This is a genomic window from Pseudomonas sp. UBA5666 (assembly GCF_002420785.1).
GTDB lineage: Bacteria > Pseudomonadota > Gammaproteobacteria > Pseudomonadales > Pseudomonadaceae > Aquipseudomonas > Aquipseudomonas fulva.
The window spans coordinates 99,044-121,801 of record NZ_DIIQ01000024.1 but is presented as its reverse complement, the minus strand read 5'-3'; the positions used below and the strand labels follow the sequence as shown (position 1 = coordinate 121,801).

Below are 22,758 nucleotides of genomic sequence, written 5' to 3'. Positions count from 1 at the left end.
CAGGCGCCACTTGCTGCCGGCGCTCATCAATTGCAGGGCTTCGGTCCAACCTGCGATCACGCCCCCAACCGGGAATTCGGCCGGCTGACCACGATCGTACGAGCTGTCGAACACGGTGCCGTCGATCAGGGTGCCGTGGTAGTGCACACGCACCTGGTCTTCGCGCGATGGCTTGGCGCCTTCACCGGTGTTCAGCGCTTCGTACTGCAAGCCCGAATCCAGGGTGACGATGCCGTCGCGCTTGGCGTTGTCGGCCAAGAACTGCTTGCCGGCAGCCGCTGCAGCCTCGGCCTTGGCGGCTGCCTGGGCTTGCATCACTTCACGGATAACCTGGAAGCTGGCCGACAGATCGGCCTCGCTGACGCGGCTGTCTGCACCGTTGAAGGCGTCGGTCAGGCCGGCCACGATCGCTTCCAGGCTCACCCCTGGCGGCGGGTTGTCGCGCAGCTGGCCACCCAGCTGACGGCCGATGCCGTAGCTGACGCGGGTTTCGTCGGTAGACAGGTTGATCTCGGACATTGTCATGCTCCACTGCAGGGCGCAGCGCAGCCACGCCCTTGATGAAAAGGGCGAGCAGCCTAGCATATCGAGAGGCACCTAGCTGCACGCGGCAGACCCCCGCGTGCAGCTGAAGTCGAGGCTAGTGCTTGGTGAGCTTGTCCAGGTAACCCATGCAGAACGCCGAGACCACGAAGGTCATGTGGATGATGACGTACCACATCAGGTAATCGGTGGAGATGTTCTGGGCATCCATGAACACCCGCAACAGGTGGATGGACGAGATGGCCACGATCGACGCAGCCACCTTCATCTTCAGCGAGGAGGAGTCCATCTTGCCGAGCCAGTTGAGCTTTTCCTTGCTCTCGTCGATATCCAGCTGCGAAACGAAGTTCTCATAGCCGGAAATCATTACCATGACCAACAGCCCGCCGACCAGCGACATATCGATCAGCGACAGGATCACCAGGATCAGGTCGGCTTCGCTCAAGGCAAAGACGTTGGGCAGGACATGGACCACTTCCTGGAAGAATTTCAGCGCAAGGGCCAGCAGGCCCAGGGACAGGCCGAAGTAGATGGGGGCGAGCAGCCAGCGGGAGGCATACATCGCATTTTCGAGAATACGTTCCATGGAGGATGGGGACTCGTAGGTGACTGGAAAAACGACCGCGAGTATAGCCAGCCGCCTCATGCAGCAAAAGCTGGATGACCGTCCCGGCCTGTTCAGGTCTCAGGATGGAACTGGTAGTCGCCCAGGTTTTTGGTGCGCTCGCCGTTCATGCGCCGCAACTGCGCCTGCAGGTGCAGGCACCAGATGGGCGGGTCTTCGTTGAGCTGATACCCGTGCAGGGTCAGGCTGTCGACGATGGCATTGAGCACGGACTCGGCCACCTGCGGCCCGTGAAACGGCCCTTGGGCCTTTACTGCCGAGGGTTGCTCACCGGCCATGCCGGCGGCGAACAGCAGCGTCCACATACCGGTATCGCCAGCCAGTGGCCGGATACTGCATTCGATGCGGGTCACAAGGCCCAGGCACTGACGTGTAAGGCTGAGGTTGCGCATGGCCGCGTCCTCCGAAAGCTCCGTTCAGCCCAGCAAACGGGCTGTCTTCATCCTGAACACTGATGTCGTCCTTGGTTCAGCATAGAAGAGCGTCAGGACAAGATGGAAAACCGGCGCCGAACGGTAGCCATTGGCCGCCAGCGCCGGTTTCTTGACTCAAGCAGGCTTGGCTTGCGCGATCACCTCTTCAAGGCGCTCCTTTTCCGCCTTCTCGATGTCTTCCTCACTGATCATCTCGGCAATCTCGCGCAGCCGTTCGACGACGCGTGCATTCACGCTACCCTCGGTGAACTGCCCTTTCTCGTCAGGCACACCCGCCTCCTCGCCTACCAGCAGGCTCAACGCCTCATCTGCCTGGCTGACCGCATACACATGGAAGGTGCCACTCTCGACCGCCTGCAACACACGTTCGTCGAGCATGAGCGTGGCCACGTTGGCGCGCGGGATGATCACCCCCTGCTCACCGGTCAGGCCACGGGCTTCGCAGAGCCTGAAGAACCCTTCGATCTTCTCGTTCACACCCCCGACAGCCTGCACTTCACCGAACTGGTTGATCGAACCGGTGATCGCGAAGCACTGCTTGAGCGGGGTGCGCGAAAGGGCCGAGATCAACGTGCAGGCCTCACCTAGCGAGGCGCTGTCGCCGTCCACGTAACCGTAGGATTGCTCCAGGGCGATGCTGGCCGAGATCGCCAGCGGGAATTCCTGGGCATAGCGGCTGCCCAGGTAGCCGGTCAGGATCATCACCCCCTTGGAGTGGATAGGCTGGCCCAGGTTTACCTCGCGCTCGATGTCGACGATACCGCTACCGCCCGGGTACACGGTGGCCGAGATACGCGCGGGCATGCCGAATGCCGAGTCGCCCACCTCCAGCACGGTCAGGCCATTGCACTTGCCGATGGCCGCGCCCTGAGTGTCGATCAGGATGATGCCGGCCAGCATGTCGTCCAGCACCCGCTGCGAGACCCGCCCGGTGCGTGTGGCCTTGGCCTTGAGTGCACGTTCGATATGGCCAGCATCGGTCATTTCGTCGTTGGCCAGCTGACGAATGAAGTCGGCCTCGCTGACCAGCTGGAACAGGTCGCCGATCCGGGCCGAGAGCCGTGCCTGGTTTTCAGCCAGGCGAGCGCTGTAGGTCGCTAGCCGGGCCACGGCGTCGCTGGTCAAGGGCGCCATGCCCTCCTCGTTGGTACGGGTGCGCAGCAGTTGGGCGAACTGCTCCAGGTTCTCGTCGACCATGGGCATGTCTTCGTCAAAATCCACCAGCACCCTGAACATCTCCTGGAAGTCCGGGTCGTGGTCCTGCAGCGCGTAATACAACTGACGCGAGCCGATGATCACCAGCTTGACGTTGAGCGGGATCACCTGCGGGGTAAGGCTGACGGTCGCCACCCGGCCAAGCTCGCCCAAGGGTGACTCCATCTTGAGCTTGCGCGATTGCAGGGCGCGCTTGAGCGCATCCCAGACAAAGGGCTCACCCAGCATTTTCTCGGCTTCCAGGATCAGGAAGCCGCCGTTGGCCCGGTGCAGGGCTCCCGGACGCAACTGCCGGTACGACGTGTAGAGCGCGCCCTGGTCGGTGCTGTACTCGATGCGACCGAACAGGTTGTCGTAGGTCGGGTGCGGCTCGAACACCACCGGCGCCCCGCCGTCATGATGATGGCCCACGACCAGGCTGGGTGCGTACTGCTCCTCGAGCATCTTGCGCGCCACGGCGTCTGTCTTGCTGTCCTCGACCAGTTGCTCGACCACCGTGCGCAACAGGTTCAGTTGCACCGATTGCAGGTAGGCACACACGGCAGCGTTCTCGGCGTACTTTTCCGACAGCGGTGCGAGCAAAGGCTCAAGTGCCAGGGTAATGGTTTCTTCGTTGAGCTGGCGCAACTGGTTGTTCGACTCACGCTTCCATTGCGGAAGGCTGGCCAGCTCTTCGTTCAAACGCTCCTCGAGCAGGGCGATGTCTTCGTGAAACTGTTCGCGCACGTGCTCAGGCAACTGGGCGAACTCGGCCTCATCCAGGGCCTTGCCGTCTGCCATCGGCGTGAAGGCCACGTTGCTGGCATCGCGGTACAAGGCCACGTCCTTTTCCAGCGAAGCGCGCTCGATCACATCCAGCGCGCGGTCGTAGCGCTGGTTGAAGGCGCGGTCGATGGCGCCTTTTTTCTGCTGGTACGAGGGGTGTTCGAACACGGCCGGGAATGTCGCCAGCAAGTTGTCGATCAACCCGTTCATGTCAGCGATGAAGTCCCCGGCACTGCCCGATGGCAATTCCAGGGCTCGCGGCTCGCGGGTGTCGTCAAAATGGTTGACGTAAAGCCAGTCGGATGGGGTCTGCTGACGCTTGCCCTCCGCCTTGAGGTAACGCTTGACGAACGAGAACCGGCCGGTACCGGGCTCGCCCATCACGTATACGTTGTAGCCGGGGCGCGGCATGGCCACGCCGAATTGCAGGGCCTCGACAGCACGCTCCTGGCCCAGTACGCCGCGAAACGGCTCCAGATCGTCCGTATTGGTGAAAGCAAACTGCTCGGGAGAGAAACGCCGGGTGAGGGCTTCAGGCGCAAGACGCAGGCGCGCAGCGACAGGATCGGGCATTGGGTTTCCTTACTTCGGCGGGGCAGATACGCAGCATTCTGGCGCTGCCTGCGCGCGGGTTGCAAGGCTCCTCGGGATTTATGTCGCAGGCGCGACGGTGTCTTGTACAAGCAAATTTTTCGCAATCGGTAACGCAACCTTTGGAACATGCCTAAACTCCAACTTGCGCGGGTGGGTGAAATGCTTTCCCGACCTGGCACCCGAGTTGCCAGAAACCTGACCCTTGGTTTAAGTCAAATAGAGAATAAATGCTATGAAACGGATTCTTCTGGGTACTCTGTTCACCGTCGCTTCGCTCAACGCCATGGCCGACGCGCCAGGCGGCCCGAATTGCGGCTGGGGCAACATGCTGTTCGAAGGCCAGCGCGGCACTCCGGCACACTTCCTGGCTTCCACCACCAACGGCACTTCCGGTAACGCCACCTTCGGCATGACCTCCGGCACCAACGGCTGCTCCACCAAGTCTGCACTGACCTACGGCGGCAAATCGTGGTTCGCCATGAACGGCATGATGAACGAGCTTTCCGAAGACATGGCCATGGGTCAGGGTGAAGCACTGACCACCTACGCCGTGGTACTGGGCGTGGCGCCGGAAGACCGTGCGCACTTCGCATCGGTCACCCACGATCACTTCAACCAGATCTTCAGCAGCGCCGATGTCAATGCTGAAACCGTGCACAGCAACACCCTGGCCGTTCTGAAGAACGACCCACGCCTGGCCAAGTACGCTACCGAAGTCTAAACGCGCGTTTCCCGCCCCGGCTCCGGGGCGGGTCTCTCTTTCTTCGGCATCGTCTGGAAGTAGTTGCCCGATATGCTCAAACGCCTTGCCTCTCTGGCGCTGTTGTTCTGCGCCCCTGTTCATGCTGCGCCGATGCTGGATCAAGGCCGTCTCCAGCAACTGGCCAGTACCCCCTACTGGATTGCTTTGGGCCATTACGAAACCGGTAAGCTCGGTGGCTGGCGCAGCTACGTAGACGATGACGCATTCTTCCTTGCCCAAGATGGCGCACACCATCCGGACCGTGAGCTGAAAGCGACGGTGCAGGCGCTGTATGCCCCGGCAAGCCTGGGCGACAAGCACGCTCAGTGTGTATTCCCGGCCCGCACTCGCTGGCTGAAAGAGCAACTTGGCCTACAGGATTTGCCGCAACCCCAGTGCCAGGAATTCAAGACCTGGTACCAGTCGATCGACCCGCACAGCGCTGCGTTGATCTTCCCGGCTGCCTACCTGAACAGCCCCTCGTCGATGTTCGGGCACACGCTGCTGCGCATCGACCAGTCCACTACCCGCAGTGACGCCACCACGCTGCTCAGCTACGCGATCAACTTCGGCGCGTACATCGAAGGCAGCGACAACAGCATTCTGTATGCCTGGAAAGGGTTGGCCGGTGGTTATCCCGGCCTGTTCGCGCTGATGCCCTATCAGGAGAAACTGTCGGAATACCGCAGCCTGGAAAACCGCGACCTGTGGGAATACCAGCTAGACCTCACGCCGGAAGAAACAGGCCGCATGGTCGAGCACGTCTGGGAACTGAAACAGATTCAGTTCGACTACTTCTTCTTCGACGAGAACTGCTCCTATCGCCTGCTGGAGTTGCTGCAGGTGGCTCGGCCAGGCCTGGACCTGACCTCGCAGTTCCCGCTGACCGCCATACCGACCGACACCGTGAAGGCGGTGAAACAATCAGGCTTGGTCGCCAGTGAACTCTACCGCCCCTCGCGCGAGCGCGAACTGCTGGCGCGTGCAGCGCCACTGGACCATGACGAGAAACGCCAGGTGCTGGCCGTAAGCGCCGACACTGCGCAATTGCAAAACCCCGCGTTCAAGGCCCTGCCCCGCGAGCGGCAGGCCTTGATACAAGACGCTGCCTACCGCCTTGAGCGTTACCGCGCCAATGGCCAGGAACGTGACCCCGGCCAGGCCAAGCGCAGCTTCGAACTGCTACGCGCGATCAACACCAACCCGCCGCCGCCGTTGGCCATCGAGCGCCCGGGGTTGCCCGAGGACGGCCATGACTCGCGTACCTGGCAGTTGGGCGTGGGCACGCGCGAAGACCGCGCCTATGCCGAATATGGCCTGCGCATGGCTTACCATGATCTCAACGACAACGCCTACGGCTTCCCATTGGGGGCGCAGATCGAGATCTTGCAACTGAAAGTGCGCCAGTACGAAGGCAATGACTGGCAAGTGCAACGCCTGGACCTGGCGACCATTCGTTCGCTGACACCGCGCAACGAACTGCTCAAGCCCTGGTCGTGGCAAGTGGCCGGCGGCCTTGAGCGGGTGCCGGGCAAACACGATGACGAGGTGCTGGTGAGCCACGTCAATGGTGGCGCCGGTGGCACCTGGCAGCTGGGTGATGACTTGCTGGGCTTTGCACTGGGTACAGTCCGTGTAGAACACCACAACGACTTCGCGCAGTTCATCGCACCTGCCGCAGGTTTCAATGGCGGGCTGCTGTGGCGCAATGGGCTTGGCAACATGACGCTGGAGGCCAAGGGCGATTACTTCACCAATGGCGAAGTGCGCCGTAGCGTCAGCCTGAACCAGCAGTGGGAAATCAGCCAGAACCTGGGGCTGCGCCTGAGTGCCTCGCGCCAGTTCAGCCACCTGTCCACGGCGCAGAACGAGGTGATGCTGGAAGTGAAGTGGTATCACTACTGAGGGTCTGGTCTGGTGTGAAAGCGTTCATGTTTACGGCGATGTTCCGGCCTGTGGCCCGCCTCAACCAGTCTTTGACACGGTTTTGACAGCACGCCCACAACTGGCCCTCTAGACTTCACCTGGACGGCATGAGGGCAAGGTCTATGTGGCGGTTCTGGTTGGGTCTGTGCGTGGCGATGCTGCTGTCGGGGTGCGAAACGACTCACGAGCAGATGCTTGGCCAGGGGTTTCCCCCTGCCTACGCCGATGGCTTCGAGGACGGGTGCAGCAGCGGCCGTCAGGCCGCGGGCGTGCCGGCAGGTGATTTTCGCAAGAACGTGCCGCGCTACCTTCAAGAACGGCAGTACGAGTCCGGCTGGGACGATGGCTTTCGCCAATGCCAGGCCATGCAGGAGCGGGCCGAACAGCAGCGCTACCACGAGCGTTTCTGGGACGAACGGGACCGTGAGTGGCAGCAGGAGAAAGACCGCGGCGCTGCCCGCGCCTGGCGTTGAAGACGTCGCAGGTGGGCATTGCTTGAAACCCCGCCCCTGCCATGATGGTCTTCTGCACAAGGAGGCACTCATGAGCCGAGCATTTGTCAACGAAGACCAGGCCGCCGCCCAGGCCGACCAACCCGTCGAGCGGCGTGTCAGCGACCAGCCCAATTACGTCACCGCCAACGGCCTGCGCCAACTGCAGCAACGGCTGACCGAACTCAATACGTTGCGCAGTGAGTTGCAGGCTCAGGGCGAGCGTGCCGACAAACAGCGATTGGCCGAAATCGAGCGTGATCTGCGGTATTTCGCCGCGCGGGTACACAGTGCCCAAGTGGTGCCGACAGCCCTGTCCACCGAAAAAGTGCAGATAGGCAGCCGCGTCAGGTTCATCGACGATCAGGACCAGGAACACTTGGTGTGCCTGGTAGGCGAAGATGAGGCTGACGCGGCGCGTGGATTGATCAACTGGGGCTCACCCCTGGGCAGGGCCTTGCTGGGCGCAGCCCCGGGAGATGAGGTGACATGGCGCCGCCCCGTCGGTGAACAGGCTATCGAGATCATCGAGATCGAAGGGGCGGGCTGACAGCCCACCGCAGCCGACCCGGCGAGACCGCTCAATATGCCTGTAACTGGTGTGCCGCCGATGGGCTGCCAAGCCTCACGCGATCAGACGACCCCTTGGGCCAGCATCGCATCGGCCACCTTCACGAAGCCCGCAATGTTGGCCCCTTTGACATAGTTGACCCGGCCATCGCCCTCTTCACCATAGTGAACGCAGGCGTGGTGAATCGACTGCATGATGCCATGCAGCTTGCTGTCCACTTCGCCAGCAGTCCACAGCAAGCGCATGGCGTTCTGCGACATTTCCAGGCCCGACACCGCAACGCCACCCGCGTTGGACGCCTTGCCCGGCGCATAGAGGATGCCAGCTTCAAGGAAGATGTCCACAGCCGCCAGGGTCGTGGGCATGTTGGCGCCTTCTGCGACGCAGATACAGCCGTTGGCCAACAGTGCCTTGGCATCCTCGACGTCCAGTTCGTTCTGCGTCGCGCATGGCAGCGCGATGTCGCAGGCCAGGCTCCACGGCGTCTGGCCCTTGCGGAACTCCAGGCCGAATTGCCCGGCCAGCTCGCTGATGCGGCCGCGCTTGACGTTCTTGAGGATCATCACCGCTTCCCACTGCGCGTCGGTGAGGCCCGCCTCGGCGTACAAGGTACCTTCGGAATCGGACAGCGAGATCACCTTGCCCCCCAGGTCCATCACCTTGCGCGCGGCGTATTGGGCGACGTTGCCCGAGCCCGAGATCGCCACGCGACGGCCGTCGATGCGCTGGCCCTGGCGCTTGAGCATCTCCTCGGCAAAATACACACAGCCATAGCCCGTGGCTTCCGGACGAATCAGGCTGCCGCCATAGGTCATGCCCTTGCCGGTCAGCACGGAGGTAAACTGGTTGGCCAGACGCTTGTATTGCCCGAACATATAGCCGATCTCGCGCGCCCCTACCCCGATGTCCCCGGCCGGAACATCGCAGTCGGCACCGATGTGACGGTACAGCTCGCTCATGAAGGCCTGGCAGAAGCGCATCACTTCGGCGTCGCTCTTGCCCTTGGGATCGAAGTCAGACCCACCCTTGCCACCGCCCATGGGCAGCGAGGTCAGGGAGTTCTTGAAGACTTGCTCGAATGCGAGGAATTTCAGAACACTGAGGTTCACCGAAGGGTGGAAGCGCAGGCCGCCCTTGTAGGGGCCAATGGCGCTGTTCATCTGGATACGGTAACCGCGGTTGACCTGAACCTTGCCGTGATCGTCCACCCACGACACCCGGAACAACACTGCACGCTCAGGCTCGACCATGCGCTCGAGAATGCCCGCTTGCAGGTAGTGAGGGTTGGCTTCCAGAAAGGGCCACAAGGTGCGCAGCACTTCTTCGACGGCTTGGTGAAACTCGGGTTGGCCAGGGTCACGCTGTTGCAGGCGTGCAAGGAAATTGTCGACGGATTCGATCATGGTAGACATCTCACCAAGAGGATTGGACTTATTGGTTTTTCCCGAATGTACCAAGAAGCAATTGCCCTGCAACAGGGCGAAATGTCGTTTTATTGAAATAATTTGGTGCGTTTTATGTAAATGTATACAAACCGCTCAGACGGCAACTCAGGCGCGGCCCACTAGATGTCAGCTACCAGAAGGCCTGCCGTAGCCCTTCATGACCTATGGACAGAATCCGAACAAATTGTGAAGCACGCACGAAAATGGGGCCCCTGAGGGCCCCATTTCTGTGCAGCAGACGCTGGCTTATTGCGCCAGCTTCTTGTGACGCACACGGTGCGGCTGTGCGGCGGCATCGCCCAGGCGCTTCTTGCGATCGGCTTCGTACTCGGTGTAGTTGCCTTCGAAGAACACCACGTTCGAGTCGTCTTCGTATGCCAGGATGTGAGTCGCGACGCGGTCCAGGAACCAACGGTCGTGGGAAATCACGATGGCGGCGCCGGGGAAGTCCAGCAGCGCCTCTTCCAGGGAACGCAAGGTCTCGACGTCGAGGTCGTTGGACGGTTCGTCGAGCAGCAGGACGTTGCCGCCCTCTTTCAAGGTCAAGGCCAGGTGCAGACGGCCACGTTCACCGCCCGAGAGGTCCTTGACGAACTTCTGCTGGTCGCCCCCTTTGAAATTGAAGCGGCCCACGTAAGTGCGCGATGGGATTTCGTAGTTGCCGATACGGATCATGTCCGAGCCGTCGGAAATCTGCTGGAACACGGTCTTGGCGCCGTCCAGGTCCTCGCGGCTCTGGTCGACACACGCCAGTTGCACGGTTTCACCGATCTCGATGCTGCCCGAATCCGGCTGCTCCTTGCCCATGAGCATGCGGAACAGGGTGGATTTACCGGCGCCGTTACCCCCGATCACGCCCACGATCGCACCCTTGGGCATGGCGAAGGACAGGTTGTCGATCAGGACGCGGTCGCCATAACCCTTGGTGACGTTCTTGAATTCGATGACCTTGTCGCCCAGACGCGGACCGGCCGGGATGTAGATCTCGTTGGTTTCGCTGCGCTTCTGGAATTCCTGCGACTGCAGTTCCTCGAAACGCTGCAGACGTGCCTTGGATTTGGACTGGCGGGCCTTGGCGCCTTTGCGCACCCATTCCAGTTCTTCCTTCATGGCCTTTTCATGGGCGCTCTGCTGTTTGGATTCCTGGGCCAGACGATCGGACTTGGCTTCCAGCCAGCCCGAATAGTTGCCTTCATAGGGAATACCGGCACCGCGGTCGAGCTCCAGGATCCAGCCTGCGACGTTGTCGAGGAAGTAACGGTCGTGGGTAATGGCCACCACGGTGCCGGGGAAATCGTGCAGGAAGCGCTCGAGCCAGGCGACCGAGTCAGCGTCCAGGTGGTTGGTCGGTTCGTCGAGCAGCAGCATGTCGGGGGCCGACAGCAGCAGGCGGCACAGGGCGACACGGCGCTTCTCGCCACCGGAGAGGTGCTCGATGCGTGCATCCCAGGCCGGCAGGCGCAGCGCGTCGGCGGCGACGTCCAGCTGGCGTTCCAGGTTATGCCCGTCGGCGGCCTGCAGGATGGATTCGAGCTTGGCCTGCTCGGCAGCCAGCTTGTCGAAGTCGGCGTCCGGCTCGGCGTAGGCCGCGTAGACCTCGTCAAGACGCGCCTGGGCGTCCTTGATGACGCTGACGGCTTCCTCGACCACCTCACGGACCGACTTGCTCGGGTCCAGCTGAGGCTCCTGGGGCAGGTAGCCCACGTTGATGTCAGGCATCGGACGGGCTTCGCCGTCGAATTCCTTGTCGACGCCCGCCATGATCCGCAGCAGCGTCGATTTACCTGCGCCGTTGAGGCCCAGCACGCCGATCTTGGCGCCAGGGAAGAACGACAGGGAAATGTTCTTCAGGATTTCCCGCTTCGGCGGCACGACCTTGCTCAGCCGATGCATGGTGTAGACGTAAGAGCCTGTTTTGCCTGATTTGTCATTTTTTGACATGGTTTGATTCGCCTTTAATCCTGTATTTTCAGTGCCTTGAGGGTAGAGACAGGCGCTCAAACCCTGGAAAGTAAAACGTTAGGTTTTGCGTTGACCGTCCGATACCCCTGACTATACTTCGAAAAGTTATGTTTATGAGGGAGCATCATGGGTTTCCAGGTCATAGAGCAGGTGGTGAATGCTGCTCGAAGAAAGCTGTTGGTGCAAGACTACATCCCTGTGTACTACCCCAACCTATACATCACCATGGAGCACTCGGGCAGAGCCCTCGAAACAACCAAGAAATATCTTGAGCATCTTGCTGTGTTTGAGGAGTTTCTGGCGTTTTCCTCCACTGATCTGATTTCTCACCTCGAACAGCGCCCTCACAGCCGGTACCTGACAGACAGTGAGCTTTCCAGGTTTGTGTCGGACGCGGGGTTCAGCAAGGAAACCTTGGCCATGAAGTATGCGGGGATGCGATTGCATCCGACCGCCTACAAATCCGTTAGCAAAGTCCATGCGCAGCAGCGAATCGAGGCGGTACGCGACTATCTGGCCTTCCTCTATGACAAGTTGGGTGATCACTCAACACGATATGAGGCGGTTGACGATCTGAAGAAGCGCATCAACCGCAAGATCAAAGCGGCCAGCCTTGCGTGGAAAAAAACGCGAACGGACCAAATGAAGGGGCTTACTGCCCAGGAGCGAACTCGTTTGCTGGAAATCATGCATCCGGATAGCGCCGAGAATCCCTTTTCAGATGATGCCATCAGGCTGCGTAACTACATCATTTTGCTGTTGGGTCTCGACATGGGGCTGCGACGCTCCGAGATGCTGCTGATCAAGACCAAAGATATTCACTGGCACAGTCGTCAACTGGCGGTGGTCAACCTGGAGGATGAGAGCATCGATCCACGAACCATGGCCCCGCAATTCAAAACCCACGAGCGCATGCTGGTGATGACCGATGACCTGTATGACGCGATCACTGAGTACGAATCGAAATATCGCCACAGAAAGGCCCGTAGCGGCACATCGCAAGCAAGGAAGCATCCGTTTTTGCTTGTGGCGCACAAGCGAAATGAGGGCGGGCCTCTGACCATCAAGGCAGTGGATGGCGTTCTGTCGAGGATTCGAGTAATAGCGCCGGAACTGGCTCATGTCCACCCGCATATTCTCAGGCATGACGCGGTCTACACCATGCTGGAAAGCATGCGTGAGGAACTGGCAGCGCTCACGCCGGAGGATCGTACCACGCAAGTTCAAAAGACTCTGACATGGATGTTCGGCTGGAGTCCCGAGTCGAACATGCCCGGCCTCTACGGCGCAAAGTTCTGGAAGGAGGAGGCAGACAAAGCGATACAGAAACGGGCCGAGCGGTTTACGTCCAGCCGTCAGAAGGCCGGCATGACACCAGGAGGTTCAGCGTGAACATCGCCGTCGAAGCACTTCAGGCCCCCACGAAGGACAGCCTCGATGCATGGCTGAGCACGCCTCGCCTGGCGAAATGTGGGGAGGTGTTCACACCGACTCACCCCATGTGGAAACCCGATAAATCGGCCAGAAACCCAGTCAACTGGAAAGCGGCCCTTGCCTGCGTTTCGCCGGATTGGCAGCCCTGGTTGCACGCCGCCCTGGCCTATCGAATGGCTGATCATGCAACGGGCTCGGTTGCTAAAGTCGGCAGCGTGTTGTCGCGGGCTGCTCAGGCCAGTCTTGACCCGCTCAACGAGGATCACCTAATCGCTCTGCGGGAGCGCTTTAACGTCAGCGAGTTCAGTCAGTTCGCCGCTTTCATGGCGTTTTGGCGCGGCTGCGAGTCCCTCGAACAACGTCCGCCACAATCCCTGATCGAGGCCTACCAGGCACTGCCCAGAAAAAAGAAATCCAGCCACGATGTGATCCTCAGCCTGGACCCCGAACAGGGCCCGTTCACCCAGGTGGAGCAGGACGCGCTGCACCAATGGATACATGAGCGGTTCTGTCACGGTCAGCTAGATCCCGAGCAATACCTGTATCTGCGCCTGTTGATGATTTACGGGCAGCGTGGCGCTCAGGTGCGCATGATGGTTTTTGGTGATTTCACGAAGACCGATAATGGCTGCAAGGTCAGGTTTCATTGGGCAAAGCAAAAAGACGGCGAGGCGGGTTGGCGAGCAAAGTCCGAAATCTTCAGTCTGGATGAGGACCTCTACACCACCGTGCAGGCCTACAAGGCCATGGTTCTGGCGAAACTCTGGCAAACCTATCCAGACCGCGCCGACTGGGATGCAGCCATTGAGAATGTGCCGCTCTTTCGTCGGAAGATGGATGATGAAGCAGAATTTCCGAATCGGGTGAATCCCCCTATTTTACTCGATAGCCCCCTGCAAAAAGCCCTCGAAGAGGCGCCGCAGCCAATCTTTCATGTTGGAGCAGGCACGGTTCAGGCATGGCTTGATCGCATCGAGCGGATTGAGGGCTTTCCGATTTCGCCTCGCACCCATCAGCCGCTGAAAGTGACGCGGGGGCACCGGTTCAGGCACACCCTCGGCACGGACCTGTCCAATACCGGGCTGGATGAGTGGACGATGGCCAGCGCATTGATGCACAAGAATACTCGGACAGTGCGAAAGTACCGCCAGGTGTCGCCGGAGCTGCTGGCCTTGATCGACGCGAAGATGAGCGACCATCTGGCCTTGGTTGTGAATGCGTTCAACGGGATCATCGTCACGGATCGCACCTCAGCAAAAAACGGGGATCGAGCGGATCGACAAATCGAGGATCTGGCAGTGTGCGGTGCCAATGCCGCCTGCCATCTCGATGCGCCCTTTACCTGTTACGCATGCGGAAAATTCCAGCCCCTTCTGTATGCCAATCACCGCGCTGTCCTTGAGCGACTGGAACGTCGGCGGGCGCAAATCATTGACACGGATAGAACGACCGGCGTGCTCTGGGATCGGGCCATTCTGGCGTGCCGCAAGGTGATTCTGGATTGTGAGGCCATGCGCCAATCAGGGAGGAAAGGCGAATGACCGATGCGTTTGATTCTGAACTGACGAACAACATTGTTGATTTCGAGCCTAGGAGCCAACTGGCTGCGGAGGCTCAGCTCGCGGCGTTTATCGAATGGGCAAAACAGACCCTGCCCAAAGGCATTCCCAATCGCGTGCACTCGAGTATTTGCTGGGAGGACGGCAGTTGGCACAAGCATGGCGTCCATAGCTGTAGCTTCACGGCGCACGGATCGACCAAGGCAGCCCCAAAGGCGATACAGGCACCCTTCACGGAGTTTGCCAAGGCCATCATGGTGTACCGACGGGTGTATTTGCAGAAAAAGGCAATTAGAGACTGGCTAAGTGCCCTGAAGGTGCTGGAAGCTGCCTTGGTCAAGCTGACCGGTACGCGGGATGTGACGCAGGTGTCTGCCGCTGCCTGCAATGAAGCGTGCGAGCAACTGAGTCGTCACTGGGCAAAAGGCAACAACGCATACTGTAGCAGCAAGGCACTTGAGGCCCTCATCTCACTGATGCGGGCCAAAAAACTGCTCAAGACCGATTTTCGGTGGACCTCTCCGCTTACGATGAAGCCGCGTGGCACGCTCAAGCAGCAAAAAGCGGATTGGGAACAGAAACTGCCCAACCCCGAAGCGATCAAAGCGCTCGGGGAAGTGTTCACTAACGAATTGACCCGCCCTCTGGATATAGTTGTGACATCCGCCTGTGCGCTGTTGCTTAGCGCCCCGAGTCGCGTGGGTGAGTTGGCGGATGTTGAATTGGATTGTCGGGTGTTCAAAGAGGATACCCACGGCAAACGGCGCATGTTCCTGCGCTGGTACGCGGAAAAGATAAACCAGGTTACGCTGAAGCCAGTCGTTAAGCCCGAGATGGAGCCGGTTGTCGATCGGGTCATCACCTTGTTAAAACCGATCACCGATGAGGCGCGGGCTTACGCCGCCTGGCTGGAAGAGCATCCCGATGAGTTTCCGCCCCATGAAGGGCTGCCACCCAAGGGGCCTGATGAACCGCTCACCTTTGCCGAAGCCTGTGCCGCGCTGAAACTCAGTGTTCATGAGAACCACAACCCGCGAACTACATTCCAAAATGGTTTCCTAAAACCCATGGAGCAGAAAAAGGCTCTCAGCCCCGCCGCCCGAGCCCTTTTGGCCGAGATTCGTGATGGTTTGGATGCCATTAGAGGGACGCGGATATACGTGACGGACAAGCCAGGAGTCCAGGGTGTTGAGTTGGACGGCCGGTGTGTGATCACGCTGCGCACGCTCAATGTGCTGCTGCGTGAGAAGTATCTCCCAAAGGATTTTCCCTACACCACGCCGTACACGGAGGGCAAGGCGCGGGTGAAGTTTCGTGATGCCTTATTCACCGTGCGCACGGGAGCGCTGGCTGAAGACGCAGGTGGCACTGCCGTGACGCACGGGTTTGGCGTAGAGATCGCGGCGAACCCTAACCGAATGAAGGCGCAATTAGCCAGTATGAACAACCCGGCAAGGAAAAGTCTGTTCGAGCGCCATGGCTACCCCGGTGTCAAGGTCAACACGCATGCGTTTCGACACGAATTGAACACGCGGATGCAACAGGCCGGTCTGTCGCAGCTCCTGATTGACGCTTTCTCCGGGCGCACGACGATGGGATCGGTTTACAACCACGAGACCATCGAGGAGCGCACCCAACGGGTTGCGGCTTACCACCCCAAAACGAAGAACAGCAGCGCCGCTCAGCGTCTGGCCAAGGTAAAAACCAATCAGCCTCTGAATCTTGCTGATGTAAGGGAACTGCGCGAAGGTGAGCAGGACCGCATTATCCATCAAACCCCTCTCGGCGTGTGTGTGCACAACTTTGCGTCCGAGCCCTGCCCGAAAATGGGTGCCTGTTTGGACTGCGGGCGGCTTGGCTGCGTGAAGGGGGATGACGTAAAGCTGGCCAACCTCAAGGAAGAACGCGACGACCTCAAACGCCGTCTCGATAAAGCCCTGGATGCGCAGTCTCGGGGTGTGTTTGGGGCGTCGGAGTCGGCCAAAAAACTGGGTGAGAAGCTTTTTAAGTGCGAGGCGCTCATCCAAATGATGGAAAACCCGGAACTCGAAAACGGTGCCATTGTGTGGAACGTCGATAACGGTTGGACGCTGACCAAGAACGCCGCCGCAATGTCGGGACTGATCGAAGTCAAAGTAATTGAAGAGAACCAGGCGCAAGAGGCGTTGCCATCGTTGGATGACGTCTTGGCTTTCCTAGATGAGATCGAGGGTTAACGATGGGGCATTTAACGCCAAAGGATGAGAAACGTATCATTAAGCTAATTGAGGAATGGTCAGAGCCGAAGCTGACCTGGCCTTTGCTCGTTGAGGCATGCAAAGAAAAACTGGGGATCAGTCGTGTTCGCCAGTCCCTGATGAATCTACCTGCCGTGGATTTAGCGATGAAGAATTGCAAGGCGGCATTGAAGGCTAAGAAGCTAAAGCCGGGCTGGATTGCCGATATACAAGCAGCCAACGAGCGCATTGAGGAACTGAAAGCGAGTAACCAAAAGCTGTTAGCTGCTGTTCGAGACATGCATAGCCGTTTTTTGATCTGGCAAGCAAATGCTGATATACACGGGCTAACGCAATCGATGCTGGAGCGGCCGGTTTCACAGCTTCAAAAGAAGAGATGATTGCGCATTTGTGCGTACTTGCGTAATTGCATTCACTTGGCCACTTGTTTGCATTCCACGTGACCACCCGTTTGCATCGACTTGACCAGGCGCTCGCGTGGGGTGCAGCTTTCCCGTAGCGTCCCCGGTAATCGTTGGCCCGTTCCTTGGACGTCCACGCGTCGAAGATCTACCTCACCTTGCTCGCCTTTAGAGACCGCAGAGGGATTGCGACCTTGAGCTATGATCGCCTGGTCCACTACACGGGGATGCTCAGGCATCAGGTAGCCGATGCCATCACCCGACTGTACGATTCCCGGCTTATATCGTTCAGGCCAGGGGAATTTCAGAGCGAGTACGAATTTGACCGGACTAACCGCTATTTGGTGAGGGAATTTGGTACCCATTGGCCATCTTCTGATGATCAGCAAGCAGCTGCCGAGAAAGCTGATGCGCAGGGCGGGAAACAGCCTGCCAATAAAAAGGAAATAGGGGCGACGCTGGACTTCATTCGGGATGCTTCGGAATAAGGTTCGCTGGCGAGACACGGATGCGAGCACGGCTGCCAAGTGGCAAGAAATTCAAGGAAATAGCAGGGAATGAAAGGCTTCAAAAAGGACAACCATTACGTACCGCAGTCGTATCTGAAGCACTGGACGATAGAGGGCAAAGTCCTTGCCTATCGTCTGCTAGTGCCCCATGAAAAAAGCGCGGTTTGGAAGCCGTATTCAACCAAAAGCGTGGCGGTGCTTCGGCATCTTTATACTCGCTTGTCTGGTTCTGAAGCCAGTGACGAAGTCGAGCGATGGCTTGAGCGTGACTTCGAAACGCCTGGATTCGCATCCATCGAAAAGGTAGTTAGCGAGTCGCAGTTGACCCGCGAGGATTGGAACAACTTATTCCGCTTTGCTGTTGCGCAATCTGTCCGTACTCCTGCCCAAATGGAGAGCTTTTTCAAACGCCAAACTGAAACGCTTGAGGCATTTCTGTCAGAGACCATGGAGTGGTCAATCAGCCAAATCGAGGCAGCTTCAGCCGCCGGAGTTCAGTCTGAACCCCCTCCGGTTGTAGACCCTTATGGCAGGCTGCCGCTGAGAATTCACCGTTCGAAGAGTGAGGATGGCGAAGAAGGCATCAAAGCCGAAATCCTAATCGGCCGGAAATTTTGGCTCTGGCAGATCGAACATGTGCTCAAGAGCACCATCAATCGGTTGCCAAATCATCGTTGGACCATTCTACACGCGCCACCTGGAGTCACCTGGCCAACGTCCGACAACCCTTTCATGAGGGTCGGAGTTGGTACGAATGGAACAATTAGTCTTGAGGGCGGCTGGGATGTGCCAGGCACACAGCTGTTCATGCCACTCAGCCCCAAGCATCTCCTGTTCACGTGTGTGGGCTCACCGCCACGTCGGCGTGGCACCACGTTGAGTCTCGCTCAAGCAGCATTTTTCAGGACGATGATTTTGACCGGGGCCCATCACTATGTGTTTGCAACAGATACGCGAGATATCGAAGAGTGCAGGCCACGTACGGTCTGTCCCGAGCAATTCAAAGCAGTGCGAAAGCATTGGGCGGAATGGCATGACAGCCAGTCGAGAGAGGAAGCCAATTACCCCGACCGCTGATTATTGCGGCTCGCCCACGCTTTCATGAGCCAACTCGCCTTCACAATGGCGCCCTTGGGAGCGGTAAGCTGGGGCTGTTCAGTAGCATTCCAGTAAAAAATAGAAAAGCCCGCCATGTGAGGCGGGCTATCAAGTGTCTCCGAGGGGAGGCCATGGCCAACAAAGTCTCAGAGCAATCCTCCACAGGTTACCCATTTTGCGCAGCTTGTGCCATCGACCATTGGGGATGACGCAGGCTATGGGGCTGTAATCTCGTCGATTTGTCTTTGCTGCGAATGGCTGTTTTTGGCCAGTCGATAAGCGTAGGTTCGAAGGTCAAGCTTCACCCCCTTGGTTCGCTTCGCGGAGCGGTTCAGGAGCAGCTAAACCCGCATCGCGGAATCCGCCCATAGACTGCTTTCGACCCTTAGCGGACATTGCCAAGAGCCAGAATTTGGATTGTTAAGATAATACTCATGGCTATATGCTTAATGAGGCAATTTGCCACTACAAAACCAAGCATGGAGTAGCCTGATGAAAATCGTTTCCCTCGTGATTGCTGCGGTCCTTTCGTTCTCCTCGGTTGCTGCCTTCGCGCACAGCGGCGGTACCGACTCCAAGGGTTGTCATACCAACCACAAAACGGGCGACCGCCACTGCCACTAAGGCTGTTCACCGATTATTTCCTACGCTGGCGTTCTTGATTCCAAGGATGCCAGCTGCGGCTACAGCAAATTGCGGATACCCATCAGCGCCACGAGATGGCCGGGGTAGAACCAATAGCTCCATTGTGTGACTGGCAGGACCTTCAACGGCAACGGCGCCCAGAACAGAGCTAGCCCCAGCAGCGGCGCCAGGGCGGCGGTCGACAGTGCGAGGATAGCGAAGGGTTCCAGTTGCGCCGCTTGCTCGAACAGACCTGTTCGAGAGTTGGCTGCCGCGCAAAGTGCGACTGGCAGTAACGCGAACAGCTCGGGGCGCTTGATCGCGAACAAGAGGGCCGCCGGCACCAACACCCCATAAAAGCCAAACATCAGCGGCTCGCTCAGCAGATAGCCCGCGAGAATCGCGCCACCTGCCAGTATCCAGCTTTCGAGCGTTCGGTGCTGCACTCCCCAAGCGACCAGAAGACCTAGCGCCAGTGTGACCAGAACGTTGAATGTGCCCGAAGTACTGACCATCCGGTAAGGGAATTCAGAGAGCAGTGCGAACAGCACCAAAAGAGCGAGATACCGACCGTTGCTCCGGGTAAATAATTCGCCTGGTTGATTCCGCGAGACGTTGATGGCCACTGCCAAACAGAACAAGGGGAATGACAGACGACCCAGTACAAACAGGTCGCTGGTAGCCGGCCAGACCAATCGCATGTGATCGAATACCATCGTGATCAAGGCAATCCACTTGATCAAGTCCTGGCCCGCGTGACGCTCTGCTGCAGGACGGCTGGAATCGGACGTCATGGCATGCTTCCAAGCACAAGTAGTGTCAGCAACAGGTATCGTCCACCCTTGGCCAAGGTAACCAGCAGCGTGAAACGCCAAAGCGGCTCGCGCATGACCCCAGCCACCAGCGTGATCGGATCGCCGATGATGGGTACCCAGCTCAGCAGCAGCGACCAGTACCCATAGCGCTGGTAAAGGCCTTGCGCTTTCTGCAGATTGGCCTCACTGACCGGGAACCAGCGCTTGTGCTTGAAACGCTCGATGCCTCGGCCCAGTACCCAGTTCACCACTGAACCCAGCACATTGCCGGCGGTGGCCACCGCGAGAAGCGCCACAGGTAGGTAGTGCTCAGACACCAGCATCGCGACCAGCGCTGCCTCGGACTGCATTGGCAACAGCGTCGCTGCCGCGAACGCTGCCAGAAACAGGCCGAGATAGCTGGTGAGCTCGAACACAGCCCTACAGGTACTTGGTGATTTGCTTGAACTCGTCCAGGGCCGATCGATCGCCCTTGCTCAAAGCTGTAACCGAGTCTTCCAAGCAATGGTCAATATGATCCTGGATCAGCGTGCGCTTGGCCTGGCAGACAGCCTTTTCAACTGCATGCAACTGCTGGGCAATGTCCACGCATTCACGCCCGTCCTCAATCATGGCGATGATGCTGCGCAGATGACCGTCAGCACGCTTCAGGCGCTTGATGATCGCCTCATGGCTCTGGTGAGTATGGCCATGGCCGTGTTCGGCATCGTGCGTGTGGTCATGAGAGTGATCGGGCATATCTTGAGTCTCTGTTGGCGATACATTACGCTAGCGATGCTATCCCCCCCTGGGGGTTAGGTCAAACGTGCAGCTTTGCTATTGGAACAGCCTCATAGGCACCTGGATGTCTCGTCGTTTCCTGTCATCGACCATGATCGTCGCTCTGGCTATGGCCTTTATGCTGGCCTGGACAGGGCACGCCTATTCGTTGGCGGTACCGACTCAAGTCGTTCCCCAAGAGGCGGTGGTCACTAATCATGGACATGACCACGGTGAGGCCACTTGGAGCTGTTCGCACTGCACTGACCACTACCATGCTCCGCTCACACCCGACCATCAGCACGAGACGCCTCAGCTCTCTTCTGCCGCGCAACTGATGCCGGTCTTCGGCGCATCCACGCCTTTGGCCTGGTCAGGCGAATCGGTACCCCACCCGCCAATCTTCCGGATCGAACGCCCACCTCGTCCTGCTTTTGCTTCCTGACCCTGGCCGCTTTGCGGCTCTCGATCACTGCAAAAAGGATTGATCCATGCGTTTACACTCGATACCGGGTGGGAGCCTGCTCGCCGTGCGCGCACGCCATCCCATCTTCCTCCTGTTCCTGTTCGTTGCGTCCTTGCTCGTCGGCATGCCTGAAGCGTTGGCACATGCCGTAGCGGAAGGCGACAAGGGATTCATCCAGGAAAGCTCGGGGATCATGCTAATCCCGTTCATCTACATGGGCGCCAAGCACATGATGACGGGCTATGACCATCTGCTGTTCCTGTTCGGCGTCATCTTCTTCCTTTACCGCCTCAAGGACGTGGGCCTCTACGTCACGCTGTTCGCCGTGGGGCATTCGGTCACGCTGCTATTCGGCGTGCTCACCGAAATCAGCATCAGCTCCTACATCATCGACGCGATCATCGGTTTCTCGGTGGTCTACAAGGCGATGGATAACTTGGGGGCCTTCAAGCGCTGGTTTGGTTATCAGCCGAACACCAAAGCCGCGACACTGGCCTTCGGCCTGCTGCATGGCTTTGGCCTGGCAACGAAGATTCAGGAGTACGAAATCTCGGCCGACGGCCTGATCCCCAACCTCATTGCCTTCAATGTCGGGGTTGAGATCGGTCAGCTGCTCGCGTTGAGCGCCATCCTGATCCTGATGGGCTTCTGGAGAAGAACCGGTGGTTTCTGGCGTCACGCCTACACCGCCAACGTTGCCATGATGAGTGCCGGTTTCCTGCTGATGGGTTATCAGCTGACCGGTCTATTTGTTACTGCCTGAGGTGCTTCACATGTTCAATTCCCCCCTTCCTTCGGCAAGCGAACTGCCGAGCAGCCGTCAACTTGTCCGCTCCACGGCCATTGCCTTCGCAGTGGCCATGGGTTTGCTGGTTACGGTTGTCATGCCGTCTGAATATGCGGTCGATCCTACTGGCCTGGGCCGGGCGATGGGCCTGACGCAAATGGGCGAGATCAAGATCTCTCTGGCCCAGGAGGCACTGGCGGACGAGGCTGCAGCCAAGAACTCTACCCCCGCTGTCACCGTCTCTGCCCCTGCACCGGCGGCCATCCCGGCACCGCCACCCGTTAGCGTGCCGGTACCAGTACAGCAGGTGGCAATCGCGAAACCAGCAAAGTCCGCAGCCCCGGCGGCGAAATCGGATGAGGTCAGTCTGACGCTCAAGCCGGGAGAAGGCCGTGAAATCAAACTGGAGATGCGCAAAGGAAGCGTCGTGACTTACGAGTGGAGCGCCTCAGGTCCGGTCAACCACGACACCCACGGTGAAACCTACGACGCAGCCCAGGGCGATTTCCACAGCTACAGCAAGGGCCGCCAGGTGAAAGGCGACAAAGGTGAGCTGACAGCGCTTTTCGACGGTACCCATGGCTGGTTCTGGCGTAACCGCACGTCAGGCAACGTCACCATTGTCCTGAACACAACCGGCGATTACCTGGCCGTTAAGAAGTGAAACCCACGGTGCTTGCGACTAGCAGGCACCTCCTTGATCTTGATTGGATAATCTACGATGACCACAAAACTGTTGCGCTCTGTCCTACTCGT

General features: G+C 58.9%; 22 protein-coding genes. 13 read left to right on the top strand and 9 right to left on the bottom strand.

Annotated elements, in window-relative coordinates:
- The 4 genes from B2Y33_RS12530 to B2Y33_RS12515 form a co-directional block, all read right to left on the bottom strand.
- A partial coding sequence (locus B2Y33_RS12530; RefSeq protein WP_288632967.1) for an FKBP-type peptidyl-prolyl cis-trans isomerase occupies positions 1 to 519 on the bottom strand: 519 nt, incomplete at its 3' end.
- Positions 520 to 640: 121 nt separating this feature from the next.
- Entirely contained in the window at positions 641 to 1,129 is a 489-nt protein-coding gene (locus B2Y33_RS12525) for a TIGR00645 family protein (protein WP_003247486.1), read from the bottom strand.
- Positions 1,130 to 1,221: 92 nt separating this feature from the next.
- A complete protein-coding gene (locus tag B2Y33_RS12520) occupies positions 1,222 to 1,560 on the bottom strand; it encodes a hypothetical protein (RefSeq protein WP_027915475.1) in 339 nt (112 codons plus the stop codon).
- A gap of 156 nt (positions 1,561 to 1,716) precedes the next feature.
- The gene (locus B2Y33_RS12515; RefSeq protein WP_027915476.1) at positions 1,717 to 4,155 is read right to left on the bottom strand and encodes a Lon protease family protein; all 2,439 of its coding nucleotides are present in this window, start codon (positions 4,153 to 4,155) and stop codon (positions 1,717 to 1,719) included.
- A 253-nt stretch (positions 4,156 to 4,408) separates the two neighbouring features.
- Between B2Y33_RS12515 and B2Y33_RS12510 the strand changes: the two genes are divergently transcribed.
- The 4 genes from B2Y33_RS12510 to B2Y33_RS12495 all read left to right on the top strand — a co-directional run bounded on the left by B2Y33_RS12510 (position 4,409) and on the right by B2Y33_RS12495 (position 7,885).
- Entirely contained in the window at positions 4,409 to 4,897 is a 489-nt protein-coding gene (locus B2Y33_RS12510; protein ID WP_206405824.1) for a DUF3015 domain-containing protein, read from the top strand.
- A gap of 72 nt (positions 4,898 to 4,969) precedes the next feature.
- Positions 4,970 to 6,823 carry a DUF4105 domain-containing protein gene (locus tag B2Y33_RS12505; protein ID WP_206405825.1) on the top strand — a complete coding sequence of 618 codons (1,854 nt, stop codon included), beginning with the start codon at positions 4,970 to 4,972 and terminating at the stop codon, positions 6,821 to 6,823.
- A 143-nt stretch (positions 6,824 to 6,966) separates the two neighbouring features.
- On the top strand, positions 6,967 to 7,317 hold the full coding sequence (locus B2Y33_RS12500) for a hypothetical protein (protein ID WP_027915478.1): 351 nt from the start codon (positions 6,967 to 6,969) through the stop codon (positions 7,315 to 7,317).
- A gap of 70 nt (positions 7,318 to 7,387) precedes the next feature.
- Entirely contained in the window at positions 7,388 to 7,885 is a 498-nt protein-coding gene (locus B2Y33_RS12495) for a GreA/GreB family elongation factor (RefSeq protein ID WP_027915479.1), read from the top strand.
- An 83-nt stretch (positions 7,886 to 7,968) separates the two neighbouring features.
- Here B2Y33_RS12495 and gdhA read toward each other — a convergent pair whose 3' ends face one another.
- Together gdhA and ettA are read right to left on the bottom strand one after the other, a co-directional pair.
- A complete protein-coding gene (gene gdhA / locus B2Y33_RS12490; protein WP_110606942.1) occupies positions 7,969 to 9,309 on the bottom strand; it encodes an NADP-specific glutamate dehydrogenase in 1,341 nt (446 codons plus the stop codon).
- A gap of 288 nt (positions 9,310 to 9,597) precedes the next feature.
- Positions 9,598 to 11,292, bottom strand: coding sequence for an energy-dependent translational throttle protein EttA (gene ettA, locus B2Y33_RS12485; protein WP_206405826.1), 1,695 nt, complete (start codon positions 11,290 to 11,292; stop codon positions 9,598 to 9,600).
- Positions 11,293 to 11,439: 147 nt separating this feature from the next.
- Here ettA and B2Y33_RS12480 point away from each other — a divergent pair, with 147 nt between their 5' ends.
- From B2Y33_RS12480 to B2Y33_RS12450, 7 genes are all read left to right on the top strand, one after another.
- On the top strand, positions 11,440 to 12,705 hold the full coding sequence (locus B2Y33_RS12480) for a site-specific integrase (RefSeq protein WP_046784599.1): 1,266 nt from the start codon (positions 11,440 to 11,442) through the stop codon (positions 12,703 to 12,705).
- On the top strand, positions 12,702 to 14,288 hold the full coding sequence (locus B2Y33_RS12475; RefSeq protein WP_046784600.1) for a tyrosine-type recombinase/integrase: 1,587 nt from the start codon (positions 12,702 to 12,704) through the stop codon (positions 14,286 to 14,288). The genes B2Y33_RS12480 and B2Y33_RS12475 overlap by 4 nt, the downstream gene beginning before the upstream one ends.
- Positions 14,285 to 16,522, top strand: coding sequence for a hypothetical protein (locus B2Y33_RS12470; protein WP_206405827.1), 2,238 nt, complete (start codon positions 14,285 to 14,287; stop codon positions 16,520 to 16,522). The genes B2Y33_RS12475 and B2Y33_RS12470 overlap by 4 nt, the downstream gene beginning before the upstream one ends.
- A gap of 2 nt (positions 16,523 to 16,524) precedes the next feature.
- Positions 16,525 to 16,923 (top strand): hypothetical protein, encoded by a 399-nt coding sequence (locus B2Y33_RS12465; RefSeq protein WP_046784602.1) that lies wholly within the window; start codon positions 16,525 to 16,527, stop codon positions 16,921 to 16,923.
- 215 nt (positions 16,924 to 17,138) lie between these two features.
- Positions 17,139 to 17,432, top strand: coding sequence for a hypothetical protein (locus B2Y33_RS12460; protein ID WP_189339939.1), 294 nt, complete (start codon positions 17,139 to 17,141; stop codon positions 17,430 to 17,432).
- Positions 17,433 to 17,501: 69 nt separating this feature from the next.
- Positions 17,502 to 18,530 (top strand): DUF4238 domain-containing protein, encoded by a 1,029-nt coding sequence (locus B2Y33_RS12455; RefSeq protein WP_046784603.1) that lies wholly within the window; start codon positions 17,502 to 17,504, stop codon positions 18,528 to 18,530.
- 513 nt (positions 18,531 to 19,043) lie between these two features.
- Positions 19,044 to 19,175, top strand: coding sequence for a YHYH domain-containing protein (locus tag B2Y33_RS12450; protein ID WP_144415395.1), 132 nt, complete (start codon positions 19,044 to 19,046; stop codon positions 19,173 to 19,175).
- A 59-nt stretch (positions 19,176 to 19,234) separates the two neighbouring features.
- On the opposite strand, the gene B2Y33_RS12445 is transcribed toward B2Y33_RS12450, so the two are convergent.
- The 3 genes from B2Y33_RS12445 to B2Y33_RS12435 are packed head-to-tail and all read right to left on the bottom strand — an operon-like array spanning position 19,235 to position 20,728.
- Positions 19,235 to 19,969 carry a TraX family protein gene (locus B2Y33_RS12445; protein ID WP_046784604.1) on the bottom strand — a complete coding sequence of 245 codons (735 nt, stop codon included), beginning with the start codon at positions 19,967 to 19,969 and terminating at the stop codon, positions 19,235 to 19,237.
- Positions 19,966 to 20,406 carry a YqaA family protein gene (locus tag B2Y33_RS12440; protein ID WP_046784605.1) on the bottom strand — a complete coding sequence of 147 codons (441 nt, stop codon included), beginning with the start codon at positions 20,404 to 20,406 and terminating at the stop codon, positions 19,966 to 19,968. Before B2Y33_RS12440 ends, B2Y33_RS12445 begins: the two co-directional genes overlap by 4 nt.
- 4 nt (positions 20,407 to 20,410) lie before the next feature.
- A complete protein-coding gene (locus tag B2Y33_RS12435; RefSeq protein ID WP_046784606.1) occupies positions 20,411 to 20,728 on the bottom strand; it encodes a metal-sensing transcriptional repressor in 318 nt (105 codons plus the stop codon).
- Positions 20,729 to 21,240: 512 nt separating this feature from the next.
- Between B2Y33_RS12435 and B2Y33_RS12430 the strand changes: the two genes are divergently transcribed.
- Positions 21,241 to 21,978 (top strand): HupE/UreJ family protein, encoded by a 738-nt coding sequence (locus B2Y33_RS12430; protein WP_046784607.1) that lies wholly within the window; start codon positions 21,241 to 21,243, stop codon positions 21,976 to 21,978.
- A gap of 10 nt (positions 21,979 to 21,988) precedes the next feature.
- Positions 21,989 to 22,666, top strand: coding sequence for a hypothetical protein (locus B2Y33_RS12425; protein ID WP_046784608.1), 678 nt, complete (start codon positions 21,989 to 21,991; stop codon positions 22,664 to 22,666).
- The last annotated feature ends 92 nt before the right edge of the window (positions 22,667 to 22,758 follow it).

What these genes read in the sequence shown, in the direction of transcription:
- B2Y33_RS12470 (WP_206405827.1), top strand. Translation starts at nt 14,285, where the DNA reads ATGACCGATGCGTTTGATTCTGAACTGACGAACAACATTGTTGATTTC.
- gdhA (WP_110606942.1), bottom strand. Translation starts at nt 9,309, where the DNA reads ATGATCGAATCCGTCGACAATTTCCTTGCACGCCTGCAACAGCGTGAC.
- B2Y33_RS12450 (WP_144415395.1), top strand. Translation starts at nt 19,044, where the DNA reads ATGAAAATCGTTTCCCTCGTGATTGCTGCGGTCCTTTCGTTCTCCTCG.
- B2Y33_RS12445 (WP_046784604.1), bottom strand. Translation starts at nt 19,969, where the DNA reads ATGACGTCCGATTCCAGCCGTCCTGCAGCAGAGCGTCACGCGGGCCAG.
- B2Y33_RS12425 (WP_046784608.1), top strand. Translation starts at nt 21,989, where the DNA reads ATGTTCAATTCCCCCCTTCCTTCGGCAAGCGAACTGCCGAGCAGCCGT.
- B2Y33_RS12520 (WP_027915475.1), bottom strand. Translation starts at nt 1,560, where the DNA reads ATGCGCAACCTCAGCCTTACACGTCAGTGCCTGGGCCTTGTGACCCGC.
- B2Y33_RS12480 (WP_046784599.1), top strand. Translation starts at nt 11,440, where the DNA reads ATGGGTTTCCAGGTCATAGAGCAGGTGGTGAATGCTGCTCGAAGAAAG.
- B2Y33_RS12495 (WP_027915479.1), top strand. Translation starts at nt 7,388, where the DNA reads ATGAGCCGAGCATTTGTCAACGAAGACCAGGCCGCCGCCCAGGCCGAC.
- B2Y33_RS12430 (WP_046784607.1), top strand. Translation starts at nt 21,241, where the DNA reads ATGCGTTTACACTCGATACCGGGTGGGAGCCTGCTCGCCGTGCGCGCA.
- B2Y33_RS12435 (WP_046784606.1), bottom strand. Translation starts at nt 20,728, where the DNA reads ATGCCCGATCACTCTCATGACCACACGCACGATGCCGAACACGGCCAT.
- B2Y33_RS12455 (WP_046784603.1), top strand. Translation starts at nt 17,502, where the DNA reads ATGAAAGGCTTCAAAAAGGACAACCATTACGTACCGCAGTCGTATCTG.
- B2Y33_RS12510 (WP_206405824.1), top strand. Translation starts at nt 4,409, where the DNA reads ATGAAACGGATTCTTCTGGGTACTCTGTTCACCGTCGCTTCGCTCAAC.
- B2Y33_RS12465 (WP_046784602.1), top strand. Translation starts at nt 16,525, where the DNA reads ATGGGGCATTTAACGCCAAAGGATGAGAAACGTATCATTAAGCTAATT.
- B2Y33_RS12515 (WP_027915476.1), bottom strand. Translation starts at nt 4,155, where the DNA reads ATGCCCGATCCTGTCGCTGCGCGCCTGCGTCTTGCGCCTGAAGCCCTC.
- B2Y33_RS12525 (WP_003247486.1), bottom strand. Translation starts at nt 1,129, where the DNA reads ATGGAACGTATTCTCGAAAATGCGATGTATGCCTCCCGCTGGCTGCTC.
- B2Y33_RS12505 (WP_206405825.1), top strand. Translation starts at nt 4,970, where the DNA reads ATGCTCAAACGCCTTGCCTCTCTGGCGCTGTTGTTCTGCGCCCCTGTT.
- B2Y33_RS12500 (WP_027915478.1), top strand. Translation starts at nt 6,967, where the DNA reads ATGTGGCGGTTCTGGTTGGGTCTGTGCGTGGCGATGCTGCTGTCGGGG.
- ettA (WP_206405826.1), bottom strand. Translation starts at nt 11,292, where the DNA reads ATGTCAAAAAATGACAAATCAGGCAAAACAGGCTCTTACGTCTACACC.